The sequence below is a fragment of the Methylocella silvestris BL2 genome (assembly GCF_000021745.1).
Taxonomy (GTDB): Bacteria; Pseudomonadota; Alphaproteobacteria; order Rhizobiales; family Beijerinckiaceae; genus Methylocapsa; species Methylocapsa silvestris.
This window is the reverse complement of record NC_011666.1, coordinates 2121715-2140958: the sequence shown is the minus strand read 5'-3', so window position 1 is coordinate 2140958 and position 19244 is coordinate 2121715. Positions and strand designations below refer to the sequence as shown.

Here is a 19244-nt window from a genome sequence, read left to right as displayed (position 1 = left end):
GAGAGATGTCTGCCATACTGGAGATATGGGATTACGTACCAACCGCGGTGGCCGCAAGGCCGCCGCTCCGAAGGACGAAAACGTCGCGCTCAAGATCAAATTGCGCGGGCAGGACAACGTCCCGATGACGATCCCTGAGCTGCGCGAGGCGCTGCTGGAAGCCGCTCGTGAACTGAAGCAATACGAGACAGACTACCGCGCAAAGTTTGCGACCATTTACCTGACGCTCGTCAACGAGAATGGCGAGCCCGTCCGGATCAACCAGTCGAACGAACTTACCATCTTCTCCTACCGCTCCGCTGCTGACGACTTGGGGATCAAATAGGCCGTTGTCATGATTGGCCAGCTTGTGACCAACACCCCGCGACCATCCAGGGCTACATCGGACGGAGAACTTCTCGCCGATGGAGATCGAAATGTTCAGCGCAAAACGTACGAAATGCTGCCCAGCCTATGGCTGCGCCAGCGGCAAGGTTCTTTCAGAGGAACTGGTGCCATGCGCAGCGTGCACATTTAGCCAGAAGCTTATGTGCCCAACCTGCGGCGGTCGCCGACAGATCAGAAAGACCGTTTGGAAAACATGCTTCGCTTGCGTGGGAACCGGCTGGGCCAGATAGAGAAAAGGGCGCTGCCGAATTACCGGTAGCGCCCGCTGCTAAAGAAGCGCGAGTTGAACGTCCGCAGGGTCTTTGACCCCGTACACCATGCGCGCCATCGCGATGGTCGACTTGCCCGCGAAGGTAGGCTTGGCTATGTGGGTGTTCTGGATTTCCCAGCTGATCCAGATTTTCAGACCTGCCGCTTGATACCAAAGCGATAGCATGTCAGGGCCGCCGCTGCCGCCCATGATGCCAATCTCGAATGCGAGTGCATCAGCAAGCTCGGCATCCGTCATGCCTTTGGCGGCGCGTTCCTTCCACCTCTCGCTGGCCCCGGCCATGCCACAGGTCGCCCGCTGAAATCCGCGAATACGGTCTTCCTCAGTGAGCTTTCGAGGGGCTGTTTCCTCGCTCATTCTGCGCCTCCGTCGATCTCTTCCGCCTCGAAGTTATTGAGCTCGGTGTCGATCCACATCGGGAATTCCGGTCCGCGGATCGCGCGCTGGATAGCGCTTTCCTGATCGAAGGCATGGACAAGCATCTCGTACTTACGAATCTCCACGAATTTTACGACATAGCGCTTCATGCTGTTTCCTCCTGAGGGGAAGAGAGGCGCTTACGCGCCCCTCTCCTCGGTTGCCTCGGAAGGAGTGCGGAGGACGATGCGTCCGCCGGAGACCGGAACCAGATCGAGCTGCAAGGTGAGACCCTTGCCGTCTTCGTGATCCCAGGCTGCGCCGATGCGCGTCCAGAAGGACTTGCTGTCGGTCTTTTCCGCGACGTGCCAGGCGATGAATGCCGGGGCTTTAGTTTCGCGGGCCTTGCTGCCTGCCTTGTAGTTGTTGCTGCGTGCCATGATGTGCTCCTTTGCTAGATGTTTTCGACACGCCACACCTGAGACAGGGCGGCAAAGCGCACGGATCAAAGCTTTTGAAATGGAGGGGCATCTCCCGCCTGCACACGCGAAGCACGGAAGGTGGGGACACCGTATTAGAACCCGGAGGGCATGGCATTGAAACGTAAGCGCGCCCTGTCAGGAATGGCGTCAGAGTCGAGAGCATCCAGAAGGCAAAGGAGCTTGGCACGACAGCCGTACAAGCAGTGAAGGATCGCGCGACCACTCCCGCATTTACGGCTACCGCCAGCGGGAAGACGAGGCTTGTTGTTGAGCGCCACTTGCCAGCGCCAATAGACAAAAGATCGCGCCTATTACAGCACGATCCCCTGTTCCAAATTCGCCGGTCAACGCTACGCGGCTATGAGCGTTCCGGCTGTCACGAGCGCCGCCTCGTCAGTCAGTCCGGTAATATATTGAATGGTGGCAATATGCTGGGATGATCCGAAGGTTGCGCTGCCAGTCGTATCGACAAATAGCTCTGAGTTGCTGCCGCTGGTCGTGATCTGAACGAAATCGGTGATCGCGTCCGTAAGCGGATCATAGTGACCGTCAAGAACGTCCGATATGTCGATTTTGTCGTGTTCAGACGTGTTGAACTGCTGGATAACGTCCACCGCATTGAAAGCGCTCGCTGCATCAAACGCGAAGGTGTCCGTGCCATAGGCACTGATCATGGTATCAACGCCGTTCCCACCATGCATGACAGTTTCGCCGTAGTTGCCGCCATGAAGGGTATCGGCTCCATCGCCGCCAAACAGCGTCACGAGAGTGCCAGCAGCTTCGTTCGAATACGGGTTTGCGTATAGATCATCGTTGCCAGCCTCGCCATACAGCACGCTATGGAACTTGCCGTGCAACTCATCGGCATCGTTGCCGCCATACACTGTATCGTTCCCGTTGCTCGCGTAGACGTAGTCAGCGCCATCGCCTGCATAGACCAGATCGTTGCCATCACCCGCGTCGATGGTGTCATTTCCCGCATAGCCGTAGATCGTATCGGCACTGCTCGCGTCGCCGACATCATGGCCGTAGAGATAGTCGGCACTGCTCGTGCCGTGGGTTTCGATTTCCATCGAGCTCAGATTCCAGACGGTCGTGTCGGCAAAAGCGACGTGCTCAACGACGTATCCCGAGCTGTATCCTTGCCTGTAAACGGTAATCGAGTTTCCGTCCGTATCTTCTAAGCGCATCCCAGTGGTGTCGTAGTAATACGGGACAAATGAAATGGAGATGTCACCCGGCGCATAGCTACTTCGGACAAGGATCGTGTCATCCCCGCTGCTCTCAGTGATTGTGTCGTGGCCCGCAGAGAATATGTACGTGTCGTCGCCACTGCCTCCATTGACGTAATCGTCGCCCTCTCTCCCGTCTAGAATATCGTTGGCTCCCGCATGAGTGCTAGGAGGACTCAGGTTATCATTCCCTGCCGTTCCAACCGTTGTGATGGAGAGGCCTGACAGTGATATTGTGCTGTTATCGTTGTCAAAGTGCATGTACTCAACCAGCGCACTCGAAAATTGCGCGATCACGGCGATTTCGCCGAGGCCATTGATCGAGATGCCAAGGTTATCGGTTGGGCCGCTTCCATTTAGGATTCGGTAGAAGGTCACGTCATCAATCGTGAATGCGGCTGGGACGACGATTGTGTCTGTCCCTGCATTTTCGCTGATTGTATCGAAGCCGGTGCTCGCGATGTAAGTATCGTTGCCAGCTCCTCCGTACATCGCATCATTGCCGTTGCCACCGTCGAAGGTGTGAGCAGCATTTTGATAATCGGACATATAGTCATCACCATCGCCTCCGTAGATAGCGAAGGCGCCAGTCGCGCCGCTGGTAAACGTGTCATTTCCCGCCGTTAGGTACACATCTGGATTTGCAAGGGTCGTTAAATCCAGCGTGCTGGTGTCGGAGAACACCAGCGTCTCAATACGGAACGAGGAACTTTGGAAATGTGCCTTGATCTCGATTGTACCGGCACCATCAATGTTGATGAGGAGGTCGTCGAAATACGAAAGGCTGCCTTCCGTCGAAACTCTCTGGAAAGTCAGGTCGCCTAAGACGATCCCTGATGGCAGAAGCAACTGATCCGAACCGCCGGTATCGCTAATCACATCGTGACCTCCTCCATAAACGAAGGTGTCATCGCCCGTTAGAGCGCTCAGGAAGTTCCCGCCAGCTCCGCCGTCCAGGGTGTCGTTACCGTACTCGCCATGGATCGTATCGTTGCCGTCGCCTCCATAAAGATGATCGTTACCGGCTCCTCCATAAAGCACATCAGCGCCTTCATCCCCATAGATGACATCGTTGCCGTCGTCGCCGTAGAGGATGTCGTTGCCGTAGTCTCCGTAGATGGTGTCAGCGCCGTTGAAGCCATGGATGGTATCCGCGGTCACGTCTCCATAAAGGGTTTCAGCTCCATTTGTGCCGTTTTGCGAGGCGGTGCCGGCGGACGGGTCGTAGCTGTGTAAGACCGTTGCCCAGTCCGACAATGCATTGGACGCCGTGATTGCGTCGGAGAGCCATGTCGTCTCGTCGTAACTCAGATTCGAAATGCCCTTCGTAACATCCAGCGCCCACGCGACCGACACCCAGAACGCCTCATTCTCAGGTCCAGACGAAGGAGCGATGCTGACGAGATCATCGATTGCGTCCTCAGATAGATCAGTGTCACCGGTACGAGTGCCAGACGAAGGGTTGTACGTAATGGCGGTGTCAAACAGCTGACCAAAACCCGTCTGGACCAATATGTCCGCCGACAACATCGCGAAGGCCGCCTGATAGGCGTCCTCGATCAGTGCCCCAGCCCATGGCTGCGGGTCTGCAGAGTGGGTTGTGATTTGAAGGAAGTCACTTCCGATGAACTGTTCAAGGAAAGCTAGATGCTGGGCATCAACCCAAATGCCTCTGCTGTCGGGATCGACGCCTTCCACGCCAGCCCATTTATAGAGGATGTCCGTAATTGCAGTTTTGGCATCTGCGAATTCGGACAGATCGGTACCTGCGAAACCCAAGACCAAGTCCTTAAGATCGGAATCCAGGCTCATCGCTATAGTCAGATCAGGCAAGGTACCGTAACCGCGCACTCTCGGAAGAAATAGTGTGTCGACATCAAGGGTGTACTCGCCTGTATAGAAGGAGTTCGTATTGTCATGTACGAACCAGGCGTCGTCGATCGCTGCCGTTGCACCGCTCGTGAAGGTGATCTTACTAACGTGGCTGATCGAGTTTCCGGAGATCGTACTCGTTGAGGAAGCGACTCCGGCAAGATCGATGTTTGCGATGTTGAGTGATGCGAGCGAATGAAGTTCGCCGCTCTGCGTGACCGCGTCTCCGTCATCATTCCAGACAACCAGGGAGTCCCAAGCGTCATCATTGCTATCAATGCGGAGGTCATGGTTTGAATCGAGCATCGCCAATTTCGCGAAGCCATCAACGGTCGGAGACCCGAACAGTTCTGCCGAGGAGTCAATAATTCCGTTTTCGTTTAAGTCGCGCGCCAGAAGCCCGGTATCGCCGCTAACCCAAGCGGTCTGAACGGCAAAGCCATTGTCGTCCAGATCAAAATACGTCTCGGTAGTACTAGCGCTCCACGTGGTCAGAGTCACGCCGGAGTGACCCGAGGAAAGGTCGATTACAAGGGGACTGGAGGCGTTAATTGCATCTCCAAATGCCGGTTGAATCGCAGCTAGCTGACTTGGCAGGGGAGCCCCTGGCAAATTCTCACTTAGTGGGCTGCTGTCGTCCAGAATGTGCGGAGAGTCCCCGCTTCCCGAGTTTTGATTGAGGCCGCTGCCGGTATCGCCCTCCGTATTATAGTAATGGGTCTGCGGGCTCTCCTCGGGATGAGCTGTGCTCATAATATGATTTGAATATTTCGTCGCTTGTTCTTCCCGCTCCGCTTGCGTCGATGGTGCGTTGTCACCTATGGCTTGCATGACGTGCGCTACTTCATGGGCGTATAAGCGTTCCAATGACCACTTGTCTGTTCCAACGTGATTGTATGTATCGCCATCGAAGCCCTGCTTCGGAATTCGGATCACGTAGTCATAGGTGCCATAGTACGCCGTGTCGCCCGAAGTGACAGGATACGTGGCTGATGTTCCGCTAACGGTATCGTTCGCGATAATGATGAGAACGCGTGTTTTAGAGGCAATGTAGAGAATATCTTGATCAAAATCACCAGAGGCGTTGCGAAGGTTTTCGAAAGAGTTCTTTACGTCTTGCTCGTCTAATCCAGTGGCGCCTTCGACAATAAAAGTAATTCCAGACATTGCTGTCTCCTAAAAATTTGATTTTTTAAAACACGTATTGTTTCTCAGTAACGCAATAATAGCTTGGTACTTATCCATTCCAGGCTTGATGTCTGGGCAGTATAAGATTGAGAGCAACCTTTTGTCGTAATCCGTAACGTCAGGGGCGCGAGCAGCCTGGACGATTGGCAGTTCCCTGAAATATTTTTCCTTTTCGGCTTGTGTGCCGAGGCTCCAGAACGATTTGTCGCCATCGGCAAGCGGAGTCATTTCGGTCGCGTCGTAGGGACGGTTCCAAGGACCTAGGGTGCTTTGCGGCTTGTCGGGCAACAACTCCGTCAATCCCATTGCCCTGACGAGACATTCGTTGATCAAAGCTTTTTGGACCTTGCGCGGAAGGCCCGCGACAATCCTGCATACCGCGAGGCCCAAGCTATTGTCAGCGTTGGAAAGCAGGAAGCCGTCGACTTGCGTGGGTGATGTCGGTGTGAAAGGAATTGCGGCTACGTACGCTTGGCTAAGCTGGGTATACCAGTCTTCAGACGCCATCCCGGTTTGGTAGTCTCGAAACTTGAAATGATTGTGCAGTCCGGTTTCAGGAAGGAAAACGATCCTGATTTTGGCGTAATCCTTCGTCACTTCCCTCGGATCGCCTGGCGGTACAAAGGTGACTGACTCCGATACAGCCCCCCCGATCTCTGAGAGTGTGTCCTTCACGGTTTCCGCCGCGAATGCTACCAGCTCGGGTGACGTAGGAGGCGTCGTGGAAGACCCTTACGAAGGCCATCCGATTCCAACAGAGACCGGATGCGTCCATTTCGCGATACGGTCGTGAGGAGGAATGCCGTCTCTGCGACTGATAAAGTCTTGAAGCCAGGAATGTTTGTCCGAGGGTGCCTTTTTCAGACCGGCAACATAGCCTTTGAACGGAGCCAGTGCCGCGGAAGGAGTGCCGCTGTTCTCAAGCCATAAAGAATTGCTGAAGGCGGTTCGCATGAAGTCCGAAATCAGCTGATCTCTCGAAACCTCCGCCCCTTTCACCTCGTTGGGCGCTTTGTCGCCCTCCGACCAAAATTTCGATGGCTGTGGTTGACTGATCTGGCTGTCTTGGGCCGCTGCAACGGCCCTATTCGTTGGATAAAATGACAGAAGTATCAGCGTAAATGTTATCGCCCTGAAAATCGTTCCCAATAAAAGCTCATAAGTAAAATCGTTATGGACTAAAGTTTAGCGTCGTAAATATATACGATCAGACAGCTTTAGTACACGCGCTAATTGTTTTCGAAAACGCCAATCAGATGGTGATGCTGTTCTGTAAAAGACTTCGTCTGACGCTCACGCGCGCCTCAATGCCGCTGATCCGCCCCCGCCATCTGCGCCGCGCCAATCTTCTGATACAGCGCGGCAAGCTCATCCTGCGCCCTGCGAACATTGGCGTACCACTCGGCATTCTGAACGATTGCGCCGTGGTTCGTCAGCTCTCGCTCGATAAGATCGAGGATCAAATTCGTGACATGAAGAGCTTCGTGACAGCCGAAGCTCTCCGGCCCGTACCGAAATTCCAGCGGCTGCTTTTCGCCGCGTTCCCGATCCTGCTTTCGAAGCTCGGCGAGCTTCGAAAGACGCTCTGCCTCCAGTTCCTCATCTTCAGTCATGGCCTGTACCTCCCGCTGATCTGCACGATCAAGAATAGCCAATTCTGGCGCTGCATGTCAGGCGGCATGCGCCTGTATGTCTGACTTCTGAAACCCGTTCAGAAAGTCCGCCGCGCGCTGTGCGTGCGAAGCTGCCGCAAAGATGGCGCGCCGGTCCTCCTTCAGCACCTTCAGCCAATTCTCGATATAGGAAGCATGATCGGGGCGAACCTCCGGGGTGAGATCGAGATCGGCAGACAGGAAAGCCGCGCCAAGCTCCGCGACCAGCTCCTCCATCGCATAGCCTTCATCGCCGAACCGCTTGCGCCCGAAGTCACGGTCGAGCCGCTTCGGATGCTTCGTCCAGTGCGTCACCTCGTGTGCGAGCGTCGCGTAATAGCTCTCTGCATCGCGGAAGGTTTCAAAAGGCGGCATCTGCACGTGATCGGGTCCCGTGCTGTAATAGGCCATGTTGCCGCCATGCCGGATTTGGGCGGCGGTGTTTGCGAAGAACGTTTCCGCTGCCGCATTGCACTTCACTGGATCAAGGCGCGCCTCCGCTGTCGCGTAGTAGTGCGCAGGAAGTCCGTCCACCTGCTCGACGTTGAACACGGTGTAGCCCTTCATGAAGGGAATGTTGCGCTCCTCCTCTTCGCCGGTCGCTTCGACGGTCTCGGTGCGCGTCATGCTTGAAGCAAACACGACAAGGCTTCCCTTTTCGCCCTTGCGGACATGAGCGTCCAGTTCCAGAGCCTGCTTGAAGGTCATCCAGATCGGTGCCGCAAAGCCCTTTTCCATCGCTTCCGCCCAGAGCATGATGACGTTTATGCCCTGATAGGGAATGAGATTACCGCGCAGCGGACGGGTGATCCTTCCTGCCGCTTGCTCCGCATTCCAAGGCTTCAGCCAAGGCCTCACGCCCTTCTCAAGCTCTGCAATAATCTGATCCGTGACACGCTGATAAACGTCGCTTCTCATCTTCCTTCCTCCTCACTCAAAAAGCCGGGTTGCCATGCAACCGGTTGGCACTCGCCGAGAGCGGGAGGGTTGGGTCGGTATGAGTTCGTGGCAGGCCGGGTTGCCGGACGGAGCGGGGCTCTTCTCTTGCCCCGCGCCGGACGCGGCGCTGCCTGTCCAAAGAAGGCGTGCCAAAGGGAGGGAGGGCAGCGCCATCCCTGACCCCTTTTACCTGCGAGGAAAGTCAGCCAAGGGCTGCCGGTAAAACTTCGCGCGAGGGATCGTCACCGAATGGCCGAAACCGCGCTTCCTGCGTAGCGGGATCTGCGCGGGTTCGGTGAGCGCGCCGCAAGGTGAGCGAATAGAGCCCGGTACGGCAGGGGCGTACGCGCCATGCCAATCTCTGACCAGCTTCTGACCAGGAATTCAGAAATCGCTTCGCGTAGTGCTTCTCGCAAGAAAGGAGCGCCCCATGGACATGACCATCCACATGAAAGCCTTCAGGCGCTATGGAGCATTGACCGGCGACCTCAAAAACGCATCACGGGCGGAGCGCAAGCAGGCTCTCGCCGACCGTAAGGATTATGCGTGCGAGTACATCCCCAAGGGAGCGTGCGGCTGGGATAAGGCCGCACTGCTGCTGCGCTTCATGCACGAGGTCTGCCGCATCCCTCTATGGCAGGCGCGTGAATGTGCAGTGGCGATCATACGCCAGTATGAGGCCTTCGAGACTGATTGCCGCGACGCGGAGACAACTGCGAACCTCATAGCGAGGGAGACCGGCAACGTGCTCATCTCGGAAGCGATAGCGTCGCTTTACATCGCCGCGGCAGAGGGAACTGACTGGAAGCTGTTCTGGGAGGAGGTTCTGTCAGTGCTGCGCTTCGGCCAGCCACTGCTGGAACAGGACGATGAAGTGGGCACGACATTGCACTGACGGGAGAACATTTCAGCGGGCGCGGGTTTATCCAGGTCTGATGAAGATTTGGATTTGGCGTTTGCCGCCTCGTCCGCCGTACGGCTTGCCCTGGGCCTCGAAACCGGCCTTCACGAGCGAGGCATGCATGCGGGCGTTATCGACCCGCGCCGTTGCAAAAATTCCAGCGCCCGCCGCCGCGTCTATCGCCGCATTGACGAGTGGACCTGACAGATGCTGCCCCCGTGCCTCGGGGACGATGTAAATGTAGCCGAGCTCGTAAGGGAAGCTCGAAGCATCGACATGGAATTCCGACTTCCCGCTGATGCGCCTGCGATAGCTTGCAAGCGGCTTTTTGAGAGCGGCCACACCCTTGATGCCTTCTTTGCCGCGCAGAAGCACGAGCGCTTTCGCGTTCTTGACGTTCCGCGCCAGCACAACATCGCTGACTTCGCCGCCCGCTTTAACGAGTGCGATAAACGCAGTGCGGTCGATGTCCGAAAAACTTCCCGGCTCTCCGGCAATTGGCTTCATCACGATAGCTCGCTTCCGATTTCGCCGCGTAAGAACGCATTCACACATTCATAGTGCCAGTTCGTGCGGGTCGTGGTTTGAAACCGGACGGCGGAGCCTCCTTGTATCTGCGGCACGGTCGCGGAATTGAAGAACACGGTTCGCGGCGACCAGGCGCCGTCGGTCAGTTCGCGAAAGAGCGGCAGATAATCCTTGCCGCCGAAGAACACGATTGGCTCGTTTGTCTCCCTCGGCAACATGCGCAGATCACGGTAGTGATCGGTCTTTCGCCTGCGCTTGTACGGCTCGGCCTGAGCGCTGAACGTGATGTCGTAACAGGGGGTGAGAAAGGCCGCGTTGATCAGTCCCCAGCCAGCCGAGAGAATGAACATCTTGTCCAAGCCGACCCGGTCCGCGAGATGGCGATAAGCATCGTTCGCATATAATTCGAACGCGCGAAGAAGCCCGAGCGGATTGTTTCCGGGTTGGCTGTTGTAGCCTTGCAAAATATCACGCCACGCCTTGCCGTCATCGGCGATGTCGTCGGGCCGTGCGTAGACGTAGCCCGCCTTGGGCGGAGCTCTATCAGGATCGGCGACAAACAGAACCCGCCTTCCATCCTTCGTCCTGAGATGACCCGCGTCGTCACGCTTTTTTGCAGCGCACTGAATGACGACAATCAAGCGACCGCCTCCATCGCCAGCACATGCCGCTCAAGGCATTCGAGAAACGCCGGGTCGTAGACCTCATCGACGTGATTGGAATTCCACAGACCTGACTTCCTGATCCTCTCCCTGTTGCAGTCATGGCCAAGCCATCCCTCGGATGGCGCATCAACCGGCGTCCTGCCGAAGTTGCTGAGAAGCGCAATTGCATTGCGCTCGATGTAGCCGCGCATGCTGTCTGCACCGGGCTCGTCGTCGACCTCGATCCAGACAAACGGCATCGCGCCGATGAAGCGCGTTACTTCGCGCTCCAGCTCCACCTCGCCAGCCCGTATATCGGCACTTGCCGACTGTCCGCTGCCCCACGTCGGATACTCATGGCCGTGCCGCGCCATGAGTGCCGTCCCCACTATGAGTCGGAATATCGAACCGCGATGATTGCCGCCGCCACTGCCCAGGCGTCCGCGATGCTGCGACAGGCGGGTCCAAAGTCTTGTTCCCGACGCGGTCTTCAGCGCATGCGTCCCGACCCTCACGATGCGCGGGCCGCTTCCTGACTCGGAACGAACCTCGCCATCCTCCATGAAAAAATAAACGCCTCGCTTTGGCCAGGTGAGCCTGCCCGAAGCGCTTCCAAGCGTTCGCGCTCCTCCGAGACCTTTCTCAAGACGAGCGATGATCGAATAAAACTTCTGCAAATCACTCAAGCGTTGCGATTCCATTCGCAATCATAACCTGACGCGCGCAGTCCGATCCATGTTCATTCGCGAAGATACTTCATTCATTGCCTCGCTTCGCGCCTCTTCCCAATCCGGTTGTGACACTTTGTTTCCTCCTCGGTCCGTCTTTCAGCCATCCCGTCCTTTATCTGTACGTAAGCGATAGCTGCTTCGCCTCAAGTCAATGCAAGTGCTGCAAGCAGCACTCCTCCTCTCACGTTTCAGCCGTCCCGGTGCATAGCCCGCCGAAGCGCTCCTGCCCTCCGCACAAGGCCGCGATGTCCGCAGCCGGAACCGATGGAGGAAAAGATGAGAGTGATGTCCCAAACCGAACTGGCGCGATGCACGAGAAGCGAGCTGCAAATCCTGCTGCAAGTGATCGCAGCCGAACTGCCGCGCCTCAGGGAAAATTCGCCGGAGCTTCGCACCGCTCATTACAATCTGCAGAATATTCGTATCGCTCTCGCGCGGCCTGAGTTCAGGCCGCGCTGACGGTGCCGGTCAAACAGCGGCCACCTTTTTGAAGCCCGGCGGCAAGATGATGGTCGAACCACTCAGCGCCTTCACTGGATAGAGGAGGATCAGCACGTTGTGCTGCGTGTCGAAGGGCTCAGCTACGCTTTCGTGCGGCGCCCCATTTTTGTCCTTGATCGACACTGAGACCGGGCGCGTCATCTTGCGCCCGATTGGCAGGACCGGGCCAAGGATATGATTCAAAGTAACGACCGTATCCGAAGGCCGTCCGAACTGGGCTATGTATGAAGGGGAAGGTTCGATGCGGCGGACTTTGGCGCTAGCGCCGTGACCGGCAACGAGCTCAATCGGCTCCAAGATATAGACGACACAGGCCCGGTGATTGGTTCGGGCGAATTCGCGTGCCGAGGCGTAGACCGACGCTCCGAATTTCTTCGCAAGCGTCATTGGCGTTTTGATCTCGAATGCGCAGTCCGCGGCATGTCGCGCAAAGGCGTCGCCTTTGAACAGAGCGAAGCGGGCAAAGTTATTTGCCTCGCGCTCGAATTGGTCGGCGATGTCGGGAGCCAGGGTCTTCTCGCAATCTTGAAAGAAGCGAAAGAGCTTGCGGTGGGTTGGCAGATCATGGTGCGCGGTCTCGTGCAGCGTAAGAAAGGTCTGCTTCGATTTCACTACCTTGTCATCGATGTGGATGAGGCCTTCTCCGGCATCGTACAGGCCGAAAACTTTAGCGACTGCCGACTTGATGCGCGCGCCCGCGTCAGCAGTCTTACCCTTCAGATAAGCGATGATCGAGGCGGCATCGAACATACTCGTCGGGGCAACCCGCACTTGGGCAGCGGCCAGAATGTCCTCAAGCGGAACGGGAAACCGGTCCCACGCGTCGGCGCGGTCCAGGAGCTTGCGTGCGCGCTCCTCGACCGCCCGAAGATCTTCCGGGTCTAAGCTGCTGTCGTCAGGTCTTATCACCCGGTCGTTTCCTACTTCGCATGAATTGAAGGAACTGCATCATTTCAGCCTCTTCCTCGGCTGTGAGATTGTGTTCGGCGAAAGTCGCGATTCGCCCGTGCCTTTCGGTGTCGGCGCGCGTCGTCGGCGAAGTTAAGTATCCGGCCATTTCCATCAGCTTCTCGAAGTTGATGGCATAGAGCTCAGCCAGTGCGTGCAAAATGTTGGGCGACGGCTTCTGGATTTTGTCATTTTCGATCTGGCTCAAATACGCATTCGATACTTGTTTGCCGGTGGCCTCCTCGACTTCGCGCAAGGTCATTTTGCGGTCGGTGCGAATCGAGGCGAGGTACTGTCCAAGGGTGGGCTTCACGGTACTCCTGTCATCAGTGCGGGCGAGCATAGCGGCATCCTCCTGCAACGCATTGTTCCATTTACGATTCTAGCGCGAGGCGCGAACGGCGTCAAGCTTGCAAAGAGCTTGCTTGATATTCTTAGCATGCTATGCCATATTGGTGTGGAGGCAGCCGCAGTGGCCAGCCCGCTTCCCAAGGAGGGAAAATCGATGACTGATCATACTGATATGAAGGAGGAGGACTCCGGCGTTGAGGAAGTTCTCGACGAAATTGCCGATCTCGAAGAATACGCGAAGCTCGGAAAGCGTCCGCCTTTGGCGAAGGGCTACCGCATCCGCGTGAACGGCGACGCGTTCGTTGTCCACGATCCCAAGCCCACCGGTCGCGCAATTCTGACGCTCGCCGGCCTGATCCCTGCCGAGCAGTACACCTTGCGTGTCAAGCTCGCCGGCGGGAAGCCTCGCAAGGTCGGTCTAGACGAAAAGGTCGACCTGCGTCACCCGGGCGTCGAGAAGTTCAAGGCGCTGCCGCGCGACCAGACGGAGGGCTGAGTCATGACCCTCCGTCGCCAGTTCGACTTGCTCCCTGTCGACCACGAATTCCTGGACGAGTACGGACTGTCGTGGGAAACGATCGTGGATGGCTCCCAATGGGTGCTGATCCACGATCTTCCGACGCCGCACGGTTACAACCACACGCGCGTCACCGCGGCGATCCGGATCGAGACCGGCTATCCGAACACCGAACTCAACATGGTGTATTTCTTCCCGGCTCTCGCGCGGATCGACGGCAAACCGATTGGCGCGACGGAAGCGCAGCAAGCGCTCGACGGCAAGACCTACCAGCGCTGGTCTCGCCACCGCACGGGCGAAAATCCCTGGAAGATCGGGCGCGACCATCTCGGTACGCACGTCATCTTGATCGAAGACTGGCTCGAGCGGGAGTTTGAAAAATGTCCGCTCGCATAACCCTTGCGCTCTCGGGTGATCAGCACGAGCACCTGATGAGCTTCCTGTTTCCGGGGGATGGCAAAGAGGCAGTTGCCATTCTACTGTGCGGACGCCGCGATGGTGATCGCTGCCATCGCCTTGTCGTCCGAGAGATACACGGTATTCCTTACGACGACTGCTCCGAGCGGACGCCGTCGCGCGTCACATGGCCGCCAGATTACATCGCGCCGATGCTGGATCGGGCTGCCGCCGAGCGTCTTTCGGTCGTCAAAGTTCACAGTCATCCGACCGGCTATGGCGCATTCTCCACAACCGACGACGCGGGCGACGCACGCCTCCTGCCGATGGTCCGTGGATGGGTCGAGGCCAATGTCTTTCACGGCAGCGCAGTCATGTTGCCTTACGGCCAGATGTTCGGGCGCGTCATGTTGGACGACGGCAGCTTTGCGCCAATCGACTGTATCTCTGTGGCAGGCGACGACCTTCTTTTTTGGTATGCGGACGCGGGAAGCGTTGCCTTGCCGAACTTCGTCGCATCTCATGCGCAAGCCTTTGACGAAGGAACAATCCAGCGGCTCCGCCGCCTTTCGTTTGCCGTGGTCGGGGCCTCCGGCACCGGAAGCCCGACTGTTGAACAGCTCGTCAGGCTGGGCGCTGCTGAAATCGTGATTGTTGACGATGATTACATGGAGGATCGCAACGTCAACCGTATCCTGAACTCCACAATGCAAGATGCGAGTGACAGTCGGACGAAAGTCGACGTGCTCGCGGATGCTGCCGAGCGGATCGGCCTTGGAACCCGCGTCGTTCGCGTGCGCAAGAATCTCTGGCATCCCGATGTCATTCGAGAAGTCGCACAGTGCGACGTGATATTCGGCTGCATGGACACGGTCGATGGTCGCTACCTCCTCAACGCGCTCGCCTCATATTACTCGATCCCATATTTCGATATTGGCGTGCGCCTCGATGCGGTCCGGGACGGCGCTGGGAAAGGTCGCATCCGCGAAGTCTGCGGCACCGTCAACTACCTTCGCCCTGGTCGCTCCAGTCTTATGAGCCGGGGTCTGTTCACGATGGGCGAGGTCGCCGCGTCGGGCCTAAGGCGTAATGATCCGCGCGCCCATGAGCGCCAGGTCGATGACGGATACATTAAGGGAGTTGCGGCGCATCGCCCTGCGGTAATCAGCGTGAACATGTTTGCATCCGCGCTTGCCGTGGATGAGTTCCTCGCCCGTCTCCATCCCTTCCGCGAAGAGCCGAACGCAAGCTATGCGAGCGTAACGTTCAGTCTCGCCAGCATGGAGCTGATCTGCGATCCTGAAGAGGGCATCTGCGAAATTCTGGGCGGCGCTGTTGGCATCGGCGACACATCCCCGCTTCTAGGGATAATGGAACTCGCTGAAAGGCGGGTGTCGTGAACTGGTTTCACGGTCTATTATCGCGGACCCGAGCGCGCGTTTATCGCTGGCTCTATCCTCCCTATCGAACCCTTATTGTCGAGGAATCTCTGCCCAAAAGCCTCAAGCGCAAGACCATCTATGTGGTCGAGGAAGACGGCTTCCAGGAGCAAGCGGCAATGGTTTGTCCCTGCGGCTGCCGCCGAACGCTGCAAATGAACTTACTGCCCGACGAGCGCCCGTGCTGGAAACTCACGCAACACGAGGATGGCACAGCTAGTCTTCATCCTTCCGTCTGGCGGAAGAAGGACTGCGGGTCGCACTTCTGGTTCCGGCGCGGGCGCGTCAAATGGTGTCGTGGAGCGGTGGATTGAGAACCGGCCCTTTGGCAGACCTCACATCGCCACGTCTGCAAGCGAAGTGACCACGGCATAGTCTACCCCAAGCGAATCGAAATGCTTGCGACCACAGGCGATCTTTTGGTTTTCCTTAGTGCGCCGCTCCTCGCTGTCGAGCGTGCTCTTCGTCTCACGAACGAAATAAAGCTTCTCCTCGCGCTCGGTCACAAAGGCCCAGTCGGGATTATAGGTGCCGATGGGCGTGTCGATCTTGAACCACGACGGCAGCTTGACGAATAGCTTCACGTTCTCATTGCTGTCGAGGTCGCGTGCGAATTGCTTCTCAACCTCGGATTCATAAACAATTGCATCGAAGAGCGACTTCTCGCGGTTTTGAACCTCATAGAGATTGCCGAGATACCGGACGATGCCGTCTTCGGCATCCTGCTCGATCCGGCTCATTTCCCAATGCTGGCCTGCGACCTTCTCGTATTTGATGCCTTCGAGCATCAGGTCATGCAGCGCGCGCGATATTTCCTTCGCAGCGGCTGCCATGAAAGCCTGCGGATTAATCTTGAACTCGCCGAGCCGCCCCGAGCGCTTGAGGATTTCGGCAAGCGTGTGGCGGGTCAGCTCAGTCTCCTTCTGCAGGAAGGCGAGAATGTCCGGCAAGACCTTTACCTGCTGCACGTCCCTCACTCGCGACGAAATCTGTCGGTCGGCGGAGACACCGGCATCGGTAATATCCACCTCAACGACGGTGGTCTCGATGCGCGCTGCCTTGATCGGTTCGATCTGCTTGATGCGCGAGAGCGCCCGGTCGATCAGTGCAGCGGTTTCAAAAGTCACGCGGTAACGCGTGCGATGTTTGATCTTATCCCAGAGAGCCTGGAAGTCGGCGCTGAGATGCACCTCTTTCCGGAATTTCAGGGTGCGCTCATCGCGGACATTGACGATACGGTTCTTGAAGAGCTTGCGGTTCACCTCGTCGATGATTTCCGCCCGGAGATCAGCGAACGCGTCTGAAATTTCCAGTTTGAAATGGGGGTTCTTCGGGTCAAACTTCTCCAGAATATCGCCCGCGCCATTTAGGTAGCCCTTCGCAACGAGCTCGTGCCAAATCTTCACGGACTCGTCCTGCCCGAGTTCGACATCGGTTCCATCCGCAGCCCGTCGCACGAGCTTTGCGAAAGCGATCTTCTCGATCCTTCCGAACTTGATGCCAAAATCCTCTTCAAACTCGGTCTGAAGCGTGCGCGCAAAATCCTCATATGACTCGTTGGCGATGACGGTCAGACGATTGATCGTTTCGTCATGAACGCGCTCGCCGGTCTCATTGACAGGCAGACGCAACCCGCGCCCGATTTCCTGCCGCTTGCGCTCGGCTGATTGCGTCTCGTTCAGGGTGCAAATCTGGAACACATTTGGATTGTCCCAGCCCTCGCGCAGGGCGGAGTGGGAGAAGATGAAGCGCAGTGCAACGTTAGGATCGAGAAGCCGCTCCTTGTCGCGCATGATGAGGCTGTAAGTGTCATCATCGTCGGCGGTGTTCCCGCGTGTGTCCTTGGCGTGGCCCTGCTTGTCCTGCGAGAAGTAGCCGTTGTGAACATCGGCAACGCTGAATGGGATAAGGCCCTTGTAGATGGGCTTGGCCGTGAGCTGCTGATAGGCCTCCTCAAACCACTGACCGATCTTGCCAAGGCTGGTCGTCCCGTCCTCATTGTAGATGCGGTAGTTGGCGACGCGGTCGATGAAGAACAGCGAGAGCACCTTGATGCCCTTGCCCTTCAGGGCGCGCTCCTTCTTTAGATGCTGCTCGACGGTCTCATAGACCTGAGCCTTCATAATGTCTTCGCCAAGCCCGCCGACTTCCTGACCCAGCTCAAGGAAGCGGCCTTGATTGAACTCGATATATTCGGAGCCCGGAGTGCAATCGATGTTCTGCACGATGTAGCCGTCGCGATAAGCGTCGCGCTCGTCCGACTTCACGTACAAGTCATCGCCCTGCTTGACCCAAAGCTTCGCCGCTTTGGGGCCAGTGGCACCTTCCCTGTGAATCTCGATTTGCGCTTTGATGCCGGTCTTGTTGTCTGTCTTGAGCAGCTTCACGTATGCATCATTGAAATTGTCATCCGACCGGACGGATGCGACTTCGATCCTCTTCACGAGCCGTAGGTCGTAAGCCTTGATCGGGTCGAGCTTGTAGAGGAGGTTATAGGGATTGCGATGCGTCGCGCTGTAACGCAGCGTCGCCATTGGATTGAGGTTGCCAATCGCCCGCCGTGATTTCTCGGTCGTATCGACGCTCTGGGGTTCGTCGATGATGACAACGGGGCTGGCCGCCTGAATGAACTCGATAGGCCTGCGGCCCGACATGCGATCATTCTCACGGTTGATGACATTGAGCTTCTTCAGCTCATCCTCGGTCATCTCCGAGAGGTCCTTGTCGGCAACATCCTTCTGGAAGGACTGGATGTTGATGACCATGATCTGAATCTGATTGCTGGTCGCGAACTGGCGCACTTTGCCTAGACGCTTTGAGTCATAGACAAAGTGATCGAAGGGCGCGTTGTCGTAGAGCGTGTGGAAGTGCTCCTTCGTTACCTCGATGCTCTTAAGCACGCCCTCACGAATGGCGACACTCGGAACCACGATGATAAACTTCTTGAAGCCGTAGGTCTTGTTCAGCTCAAAAATCGTCCGAAGATAGACGTAGGTCTTGCCGGTGCCGGTCTCCATCTCGACTGAGAACTCACGCCCGTTGAGGGCAATTACCTTCTCGATCTCATTAGCTTCCTGAACGGCCCGGACGTTTGCGAGAATTTGCTCATCGCCAATGTTGAGGAGATTGCCCAGCCCCAGCTCCGTCTGAAACAGACCGCCGATCTGAAGCGACTGAAACGCCATTGCCCCGGTCTGCACGAAGGGCTGCCCCTCGAACGCCCCAACGACGGCGCTGACGGCATCCTGCTGGTACTGAAGTGAGGGATCGAATTTAAGTTTCATTCTGCTGCCTCCGCGAACGCAAGTTTGCGCTCCAGCGGGAAGCCTTGCAGCCTCCCGATCCATCCCTTCAGGAATGCGAGGAAAGACTCCTCATCGAAGATCGCGACGCGGAACCCGTCGCCGCTCTCGTGCTTGCTGAGAAACGCGAGATAGACCACGCGCTTTCCCGCCGTCTCATACCCGTCCTTGTCGAGATAAACGACATTACCGTGTGCGAGCCCATTTCGAATGGTTCGCAACACTATGTTTGCGTCCTTGGCCTCGGTCGATTTCAGAGGATGCTCGCCCTTCTCGTTCAACCAACCAACTGTGTCTTCCGGGTCTGTTACGATTTTGGCGTAACGGAAGAAGCCTGGCTTTCCTCCGGCCCAGAAGGGACTATCGGCGAACGGCAGTTTCTTCAGGCCTTCGACGGCCTTGTAGAGCGCGTCCTCGGGCGGTCCTAGAGGATGTGCCTTTTCAACCATGCGGCCAAAGGGAATCGTGAATGCGGCAGACGCGACAAGAAGCGCAAACGACCCAAGCAGGTCGGCATGTCGCGCCGGACGCTCCAGCATGTCGAGCAGCTGGCCGCATCTTGCGGGATATTCAGTGACGAAACGTTCGGGGATCATGACCGTGTCC

Annotated in this window: 21 protein-coding genes; 8 read left to right on the top strand and 13 right to left on the bottom strand. The window is 57.0% G+C overall.

Annotation, left to right across the window (positions count from 1 at the left end; genetic code table 11):
* Positions 1 to 25: 25 nt before the first annotated feature.
* Positions 26 to 325, top strand: coding sequence for a hypothetical protein (locus MSIL_RS10045; RefSeq protein WP_012590980.1), 300 nt, complete (start codon positions 26 to 28; stop codon positions 323 to 325).
* Positions 326 to 655: 330 nt separating this feature from the next.
* Here MSIL_RS10045 and MSIL_RS10040 read toward each other — a convergent pair whose 3' ends face one another.
* The 5 genes from MSIL_RS10040 to MSIL_RS10025 form a co-directional block, all read right to left on the bottom strand.
* A complete protein-coding gene (locus MSIL_RS10040) occupies positions 656 to 1015 on the bottom strand; it encodes a hypothetical protein (RefSeq protein WP_012590979.1) in 360 nt (119 codons plus the stop codon).
* Positions 1012 to 1185: a hypothetical protein gene (locus tag MSIL_RS21675; RefSeq protein ID WP_012590978.1), complete on the bottom strand. Its 174-nt coding sequence runs from the start codon at positions 1183 to 1185 to the stop codon at positions 1012 to 1014. Before MSIL_RS21675 ends, MSIL_RS10040 begins: the two co-directional genes overlap by 4 nt.
* Before the next feature lie 30 nt (positions 1186 to 1215).
* Entirely contained in the window at positions 1216 to 1455 is a 240-nt protein-coding gene (locus MSIL_RS10035; protein ID WP_012590977.1) for a hypothetical protein, read from the bottom strand.
* Between the two features lie 392 nt (positions 1456 to 1847).
* Positions 1848 to 5768, bottom strand: coding sequence for a calcium-binding protein (locus MSIL_RS10030; RefSeq protein ID WP_012590976.1), 3921 nt, complete (start codon positions 5766 to 5768; stop codon positions 1848 to 1850).
* A 9-nt stretch (positions 5769 to 5777) separates the two neighbouring features.
* The gene (locus MSIL_RS10025) at positions 5778 to 6464 is read right to left on the bottom strand and encodes a hypothetical protein (protein WP_012590975.1); all 687 of its coding nucleotides are present in this window, start codon (positions 6462 to 6464) and stop codon (positions 5778 to 5780) included.
* Between the two features lie 581 nt (positions 6465 to 7045).
* On the opposite strand from MSIL_RS10025, the gene MSIL_RS10020 reads away from it, so the two are divergent.
* Positions 7046 to 7486 (top strand): hypothetical protein, encoded by a 441-nt coding sequence (locus MSIL_RS10020; RefSeq protein ID WP_041367862.1) that lies wholly within the window; start codon positions 7046 to 7048, stop codon positions 7484 to 7486.
* Here the strand turns inward: MSIL_RS10020 and MSIL_RS10015 are convergent.
* Positions 7460 to 8359 (bottom strand): ArdC family protein, encoded by a 900-nt coding sequence (locus MSIL_RS10015; RefSeq protein WP_012590973.1) that lies wholly within the window; start codon positions 8357 to 8359, stop codon positions 7460 to 7462. The two genes, MSIL_RS10020 and MSIL_RS10015, sit on opposite strands and share 27 nt — an antisense overlap.
* 451 nt (positions 8360 to 8810) lie before the next feature.
* Here MSIL_RS10015 and MSIL_RS10010 point away from each other — a divergent pair, with 451 nt between their 5' ends.
* Positions 8811 to 9275 (top strand): hypothetical protein, encoded by a 465-nt coding sequence (locus MSIL_RS10010; RefSeq protein ID WP_012590972.1) that lies wholly within the window; start codon positions 8811 to 8813, stop codon positions 9273 to 9275.
* A 27-nt stretch (positions 9276 to 9302) separates the two neighbouring features.
* Here MSIL_RS10010 and MSIL_RS10005 read toward each other — a convergent pair whose 3' ends face one another.
* The 3 genes from MSIL_RS10005 to MSIL_RS09995 are packed head-to-tail and all read right to left on the bottom strand — an operon-like array spanning position 9303 to position 11139.
* Positions 9303 to 9788 carry an N-acetyltransferase GCN5 gene (locus tag MSIL_RS10005; protein ID WP_012590971.1) on the bottom strand — a complete coding sequence of 162 codons (486 nt, stop codon included), beginning with the start codon at positions 9786 to 9788 and terminating at the stop codon, positions 9303 to 9305.
* Positions 9788 to 10450, bottom strand: a complete 663-nt coding sequence (locus MSIL_RS10000) for a hypothetical protein (RefSeq protein ID WP_012590970.1) — start codon at positions 10448 to 10450, stop codon at positions 9788 to 9790. Before MSIL_RS10000 ends, MSIL_RS10005 begins: the two co-directional genes overlap by 1 nt.
* On the bottom strand, positions 10447 to 11139 hold the full coding sequence (locus MSIL_RS09995) for a GIY-YIG domain-containing protein (RefSeq protein ID WP_210160594.1): 693 nt from the start codon (positions 11137 to 11139) through the stop codon (positions 10447 to 10449). The genes MSIL_RS10000 and MSIL_RS09995 overlap by 4 nt, the downstream gene beginning before the upstream one ends.
* Positions 11140 to 11460: 321 nt before the next feature.
* On the opposite strand from MSIL_RS09995, the gene MSIL_RS09990 reads away from it, so the two are divergent.
* Entirely contained in the window at positions 11461 to 11643 is a 183-nt protein-coding gene (locus MSIL_RS09990) for a hypothetical protein (protein ID WP_012590968.1), read from the top strand.
* 9 nt (positions 11644 to 11652) lie between these two features.
* On the opposite strand, the gene MSIL_RS09985 is transcribed toward MSIL_RS09990, so the two are convergent.
* Both MSIL_RS09985 and MSIL_RS09980 read right to left on the bottom strand, forming a co-directional pair.
* Positions 11653 to 12594 carry an ImmA/IrrE family metallo-endopeptidase gene (locus MSIL_RS09985; protein WP_012590967.1) on the bottom strand — a complete coding sequence of 314 codons (942 nt, stop codon included), beginning with the start codon at positions 12592 to 12594 and terminating at the stop codon, positions 11653 to 11655.
* Entirely contained in the window at positions 12581 to 12994 is a 414-nt protein-coding gene (locus MSIL_RS09980; protein ID WP_244406251.1) for a helix-turn-helix domain-containing protein, read from the bottom strand. The genes MSIL_RS09985 and MSIL_RS09980 overlap by 14 nt, the downstream gene beginning before the upstream one ends.
* Positions 12995 to 13054: 60 nt before the next feature.
* On the opposite strand from MSIL_RS09980, the gene MSIL_RS09975 reads away from it, so the two are divergent.
* From MSIL_RS09975 to MSIL_RS20720, 4 genes are read left to right on the top strand one after another with little or no spacing between them, the layout of a single operon-like run.
* Entirely contained in the window at positions 13055 to 13480 is a 426-nt protein-coding gene (locus MSIL_RS09975) for a multiubiquitin domain-containing protein (protein ID WP_210160593.1), read from the top strand.
* A gap of 3 nt (positions 13481 to 13483) precedes the next feature.
* A complete protein-coding gene (locus MSIL_RS09970; protein WP_012590964.1) occupies positions 13484 to 13897 on the top strand; it encodes an E2/UBC family protein in 414 nt (137 codons plus the stop codon).
* A 35-nt stretch (positions 13898 to 13932) separates the two neighbouring features.
* On the top strand, positions 13933 to 15297 hold the full coding sequence (locus MSIL_RS09965) for a ThiF family adenylyltransferase (RefSeq protein WP_210160592.1): 1365 nt from the start codon (positions 13933 to 13935) through the stop codon (positions 15295 to 15297).
* Positions 15294 to 15650: a ubiquitination-like system serine protease family protein gene (locus tag MSIL_RS20720; RefSeq protein ID WP_012590962.1), complete on the top strand. Its 357-nt coding sequence runs from the start codon at positions 15294 to 15296 to the stop codon at positions 15648 to 15650. Before MSIL_RS09965 ends, MSIL_RS20720 begins: the two co-directional genes overlap by 4 nt.
* 21 nt (positions 15651 to 15671) lie before the next feature.
* Here the strand turns inward: MSIL_RS20720 and MSIL_RS09960 are convergent, their stop codons facing one another.
* On the bottom strand, positions 15672 to 18620 hold the full coding sequence (locus MSIL_RS09960; protein WP_012590961.1) for a type III restriction-modification system endonuclease: 2949 nt from the start codon (positions 18618 to 18620) through the stop codon (positions 15672 to 15674).
* Positions 18617 to 19234 carry a hypothetical protein gene (locus tag MSIL_RS09955; protein ID WP_012590960.1) on the bottom strand — a complete coding sequence of 206 codons (618 nt, stop codon included), beginning with the start codon at positions 19232 to 19234 and terminating at the stop codon, positions 18617 to 18619. The genes MSIL_RS09960 and MSIL_RS09955 overlap by 4 nt, the downstream gene beginning before the upstream one ends.
* Between the last annotated feature and the right edge of the window lie 10 nt (positions 19235 to 19244).

Excerpts from the sequence above, each read along its gene's own strand:
- MSIL_RS10045 (WP_012590980.1), top strand. The coding sequence starts at position 26 with ATGGGATTACGTACCAACCGCGGTGGCCGCAAGGCCGCCGCTCCGAAG.
- MSIL_RS10040 (WP_012590979.1), bottom strand. The coding sequence starts at position 1,015 with ATGAGCGAGGAAACAGCCCCTCGAAAGCTCACTGAGGAAGACCGTATT.
- MSIL_RS21675 (WP_012590978.1), bottom strand. The coding sequence starts at position 1,185 with ATGAAGCGCTATGTCGTAAAATTCGTGGAGATTCGTAAGTACGAGATG.
- MSIL_RS10035 (WP_012590977.1), bottom strand. The coding sequence starts at position 1,455 with ATGGCACGCAGCAACAACTACAAGGCAGGCAGCAAGGCCCGCGAAACT.
- MSIL_RS10030 (WP_012590976.1), bottom strand. The coding sequence starts at position 5,768 with ATGTCTGGAATTACTTTTATTGTCGAAGGCGCCACTGGATTAGACGAG.
- MSIL_RS10020 (WP_041367862.1), top strand. The coding sequence starts at position 7,046 with ATGGTGATGCTGTTCTGTAAAAGACTTCGTCTGACGCTCACGCGCGCC.
- MSIL_RS10015 (WP_012590973.1), bottom strand. The coding sequence starts at position 8,359 with ATGAGAAGCGACGTTTATCAGCGTGTCACGGATCAGATTATTGCAGAG.
- MSIL_RS10010 (WP_012590972.1), top strand. The coding sequence starts at position 8,811 with ATGGACATGACCATCCACATGAAAGCCTTCAGGCGCTATGGAGCATTG.
- MSIL_RS10005 (WP_012590971.1), bottom strand. The coding sequence starts at position 9,788 with ATGAAGCCAATTGCCGGAGAGCCGGGAAGTTTTTCGGACATCGACCGC.
- MSIL_RS09990 (WP_012590968.1), top strand. The coding sequence starts at position 11,461 with ATGAGAGTGATGTCCCAAACCGAACTGGCGCGATGCACGAGAAGCGAG.
- MSIL_RS09970 (WP_012590964.1), top strand. The coding sequence starts at position 13,484 with ATGACCCTCCGTCGCCAGTTCGACTTGCTCCCTGTCGACCACGAATTC.
- MSIL_RS09965 (WP_210160592.1), top strand. The coding sequence starts at position 13,933 with ATGAGCTTCCTGTTTCCGGGGGATGGCAAAGAGGCAGTTGCCATTCTA.
- MSIL_RS09960 (WP_012590961.1), bottom strand. The coding sequence starts at position 18,620 with ATGAAACTTAAATTCGATCCCTCACTTCAGTACCAGCAGGATGCCGTC.
- MSIL_RS09955 (WP_012590960.1), bottom strand. The coding sequence starts at position 19,234 with ATGATCCCCGAACGTTTCGTCACTGAATATCCCGCAAGATGCGGCCAG.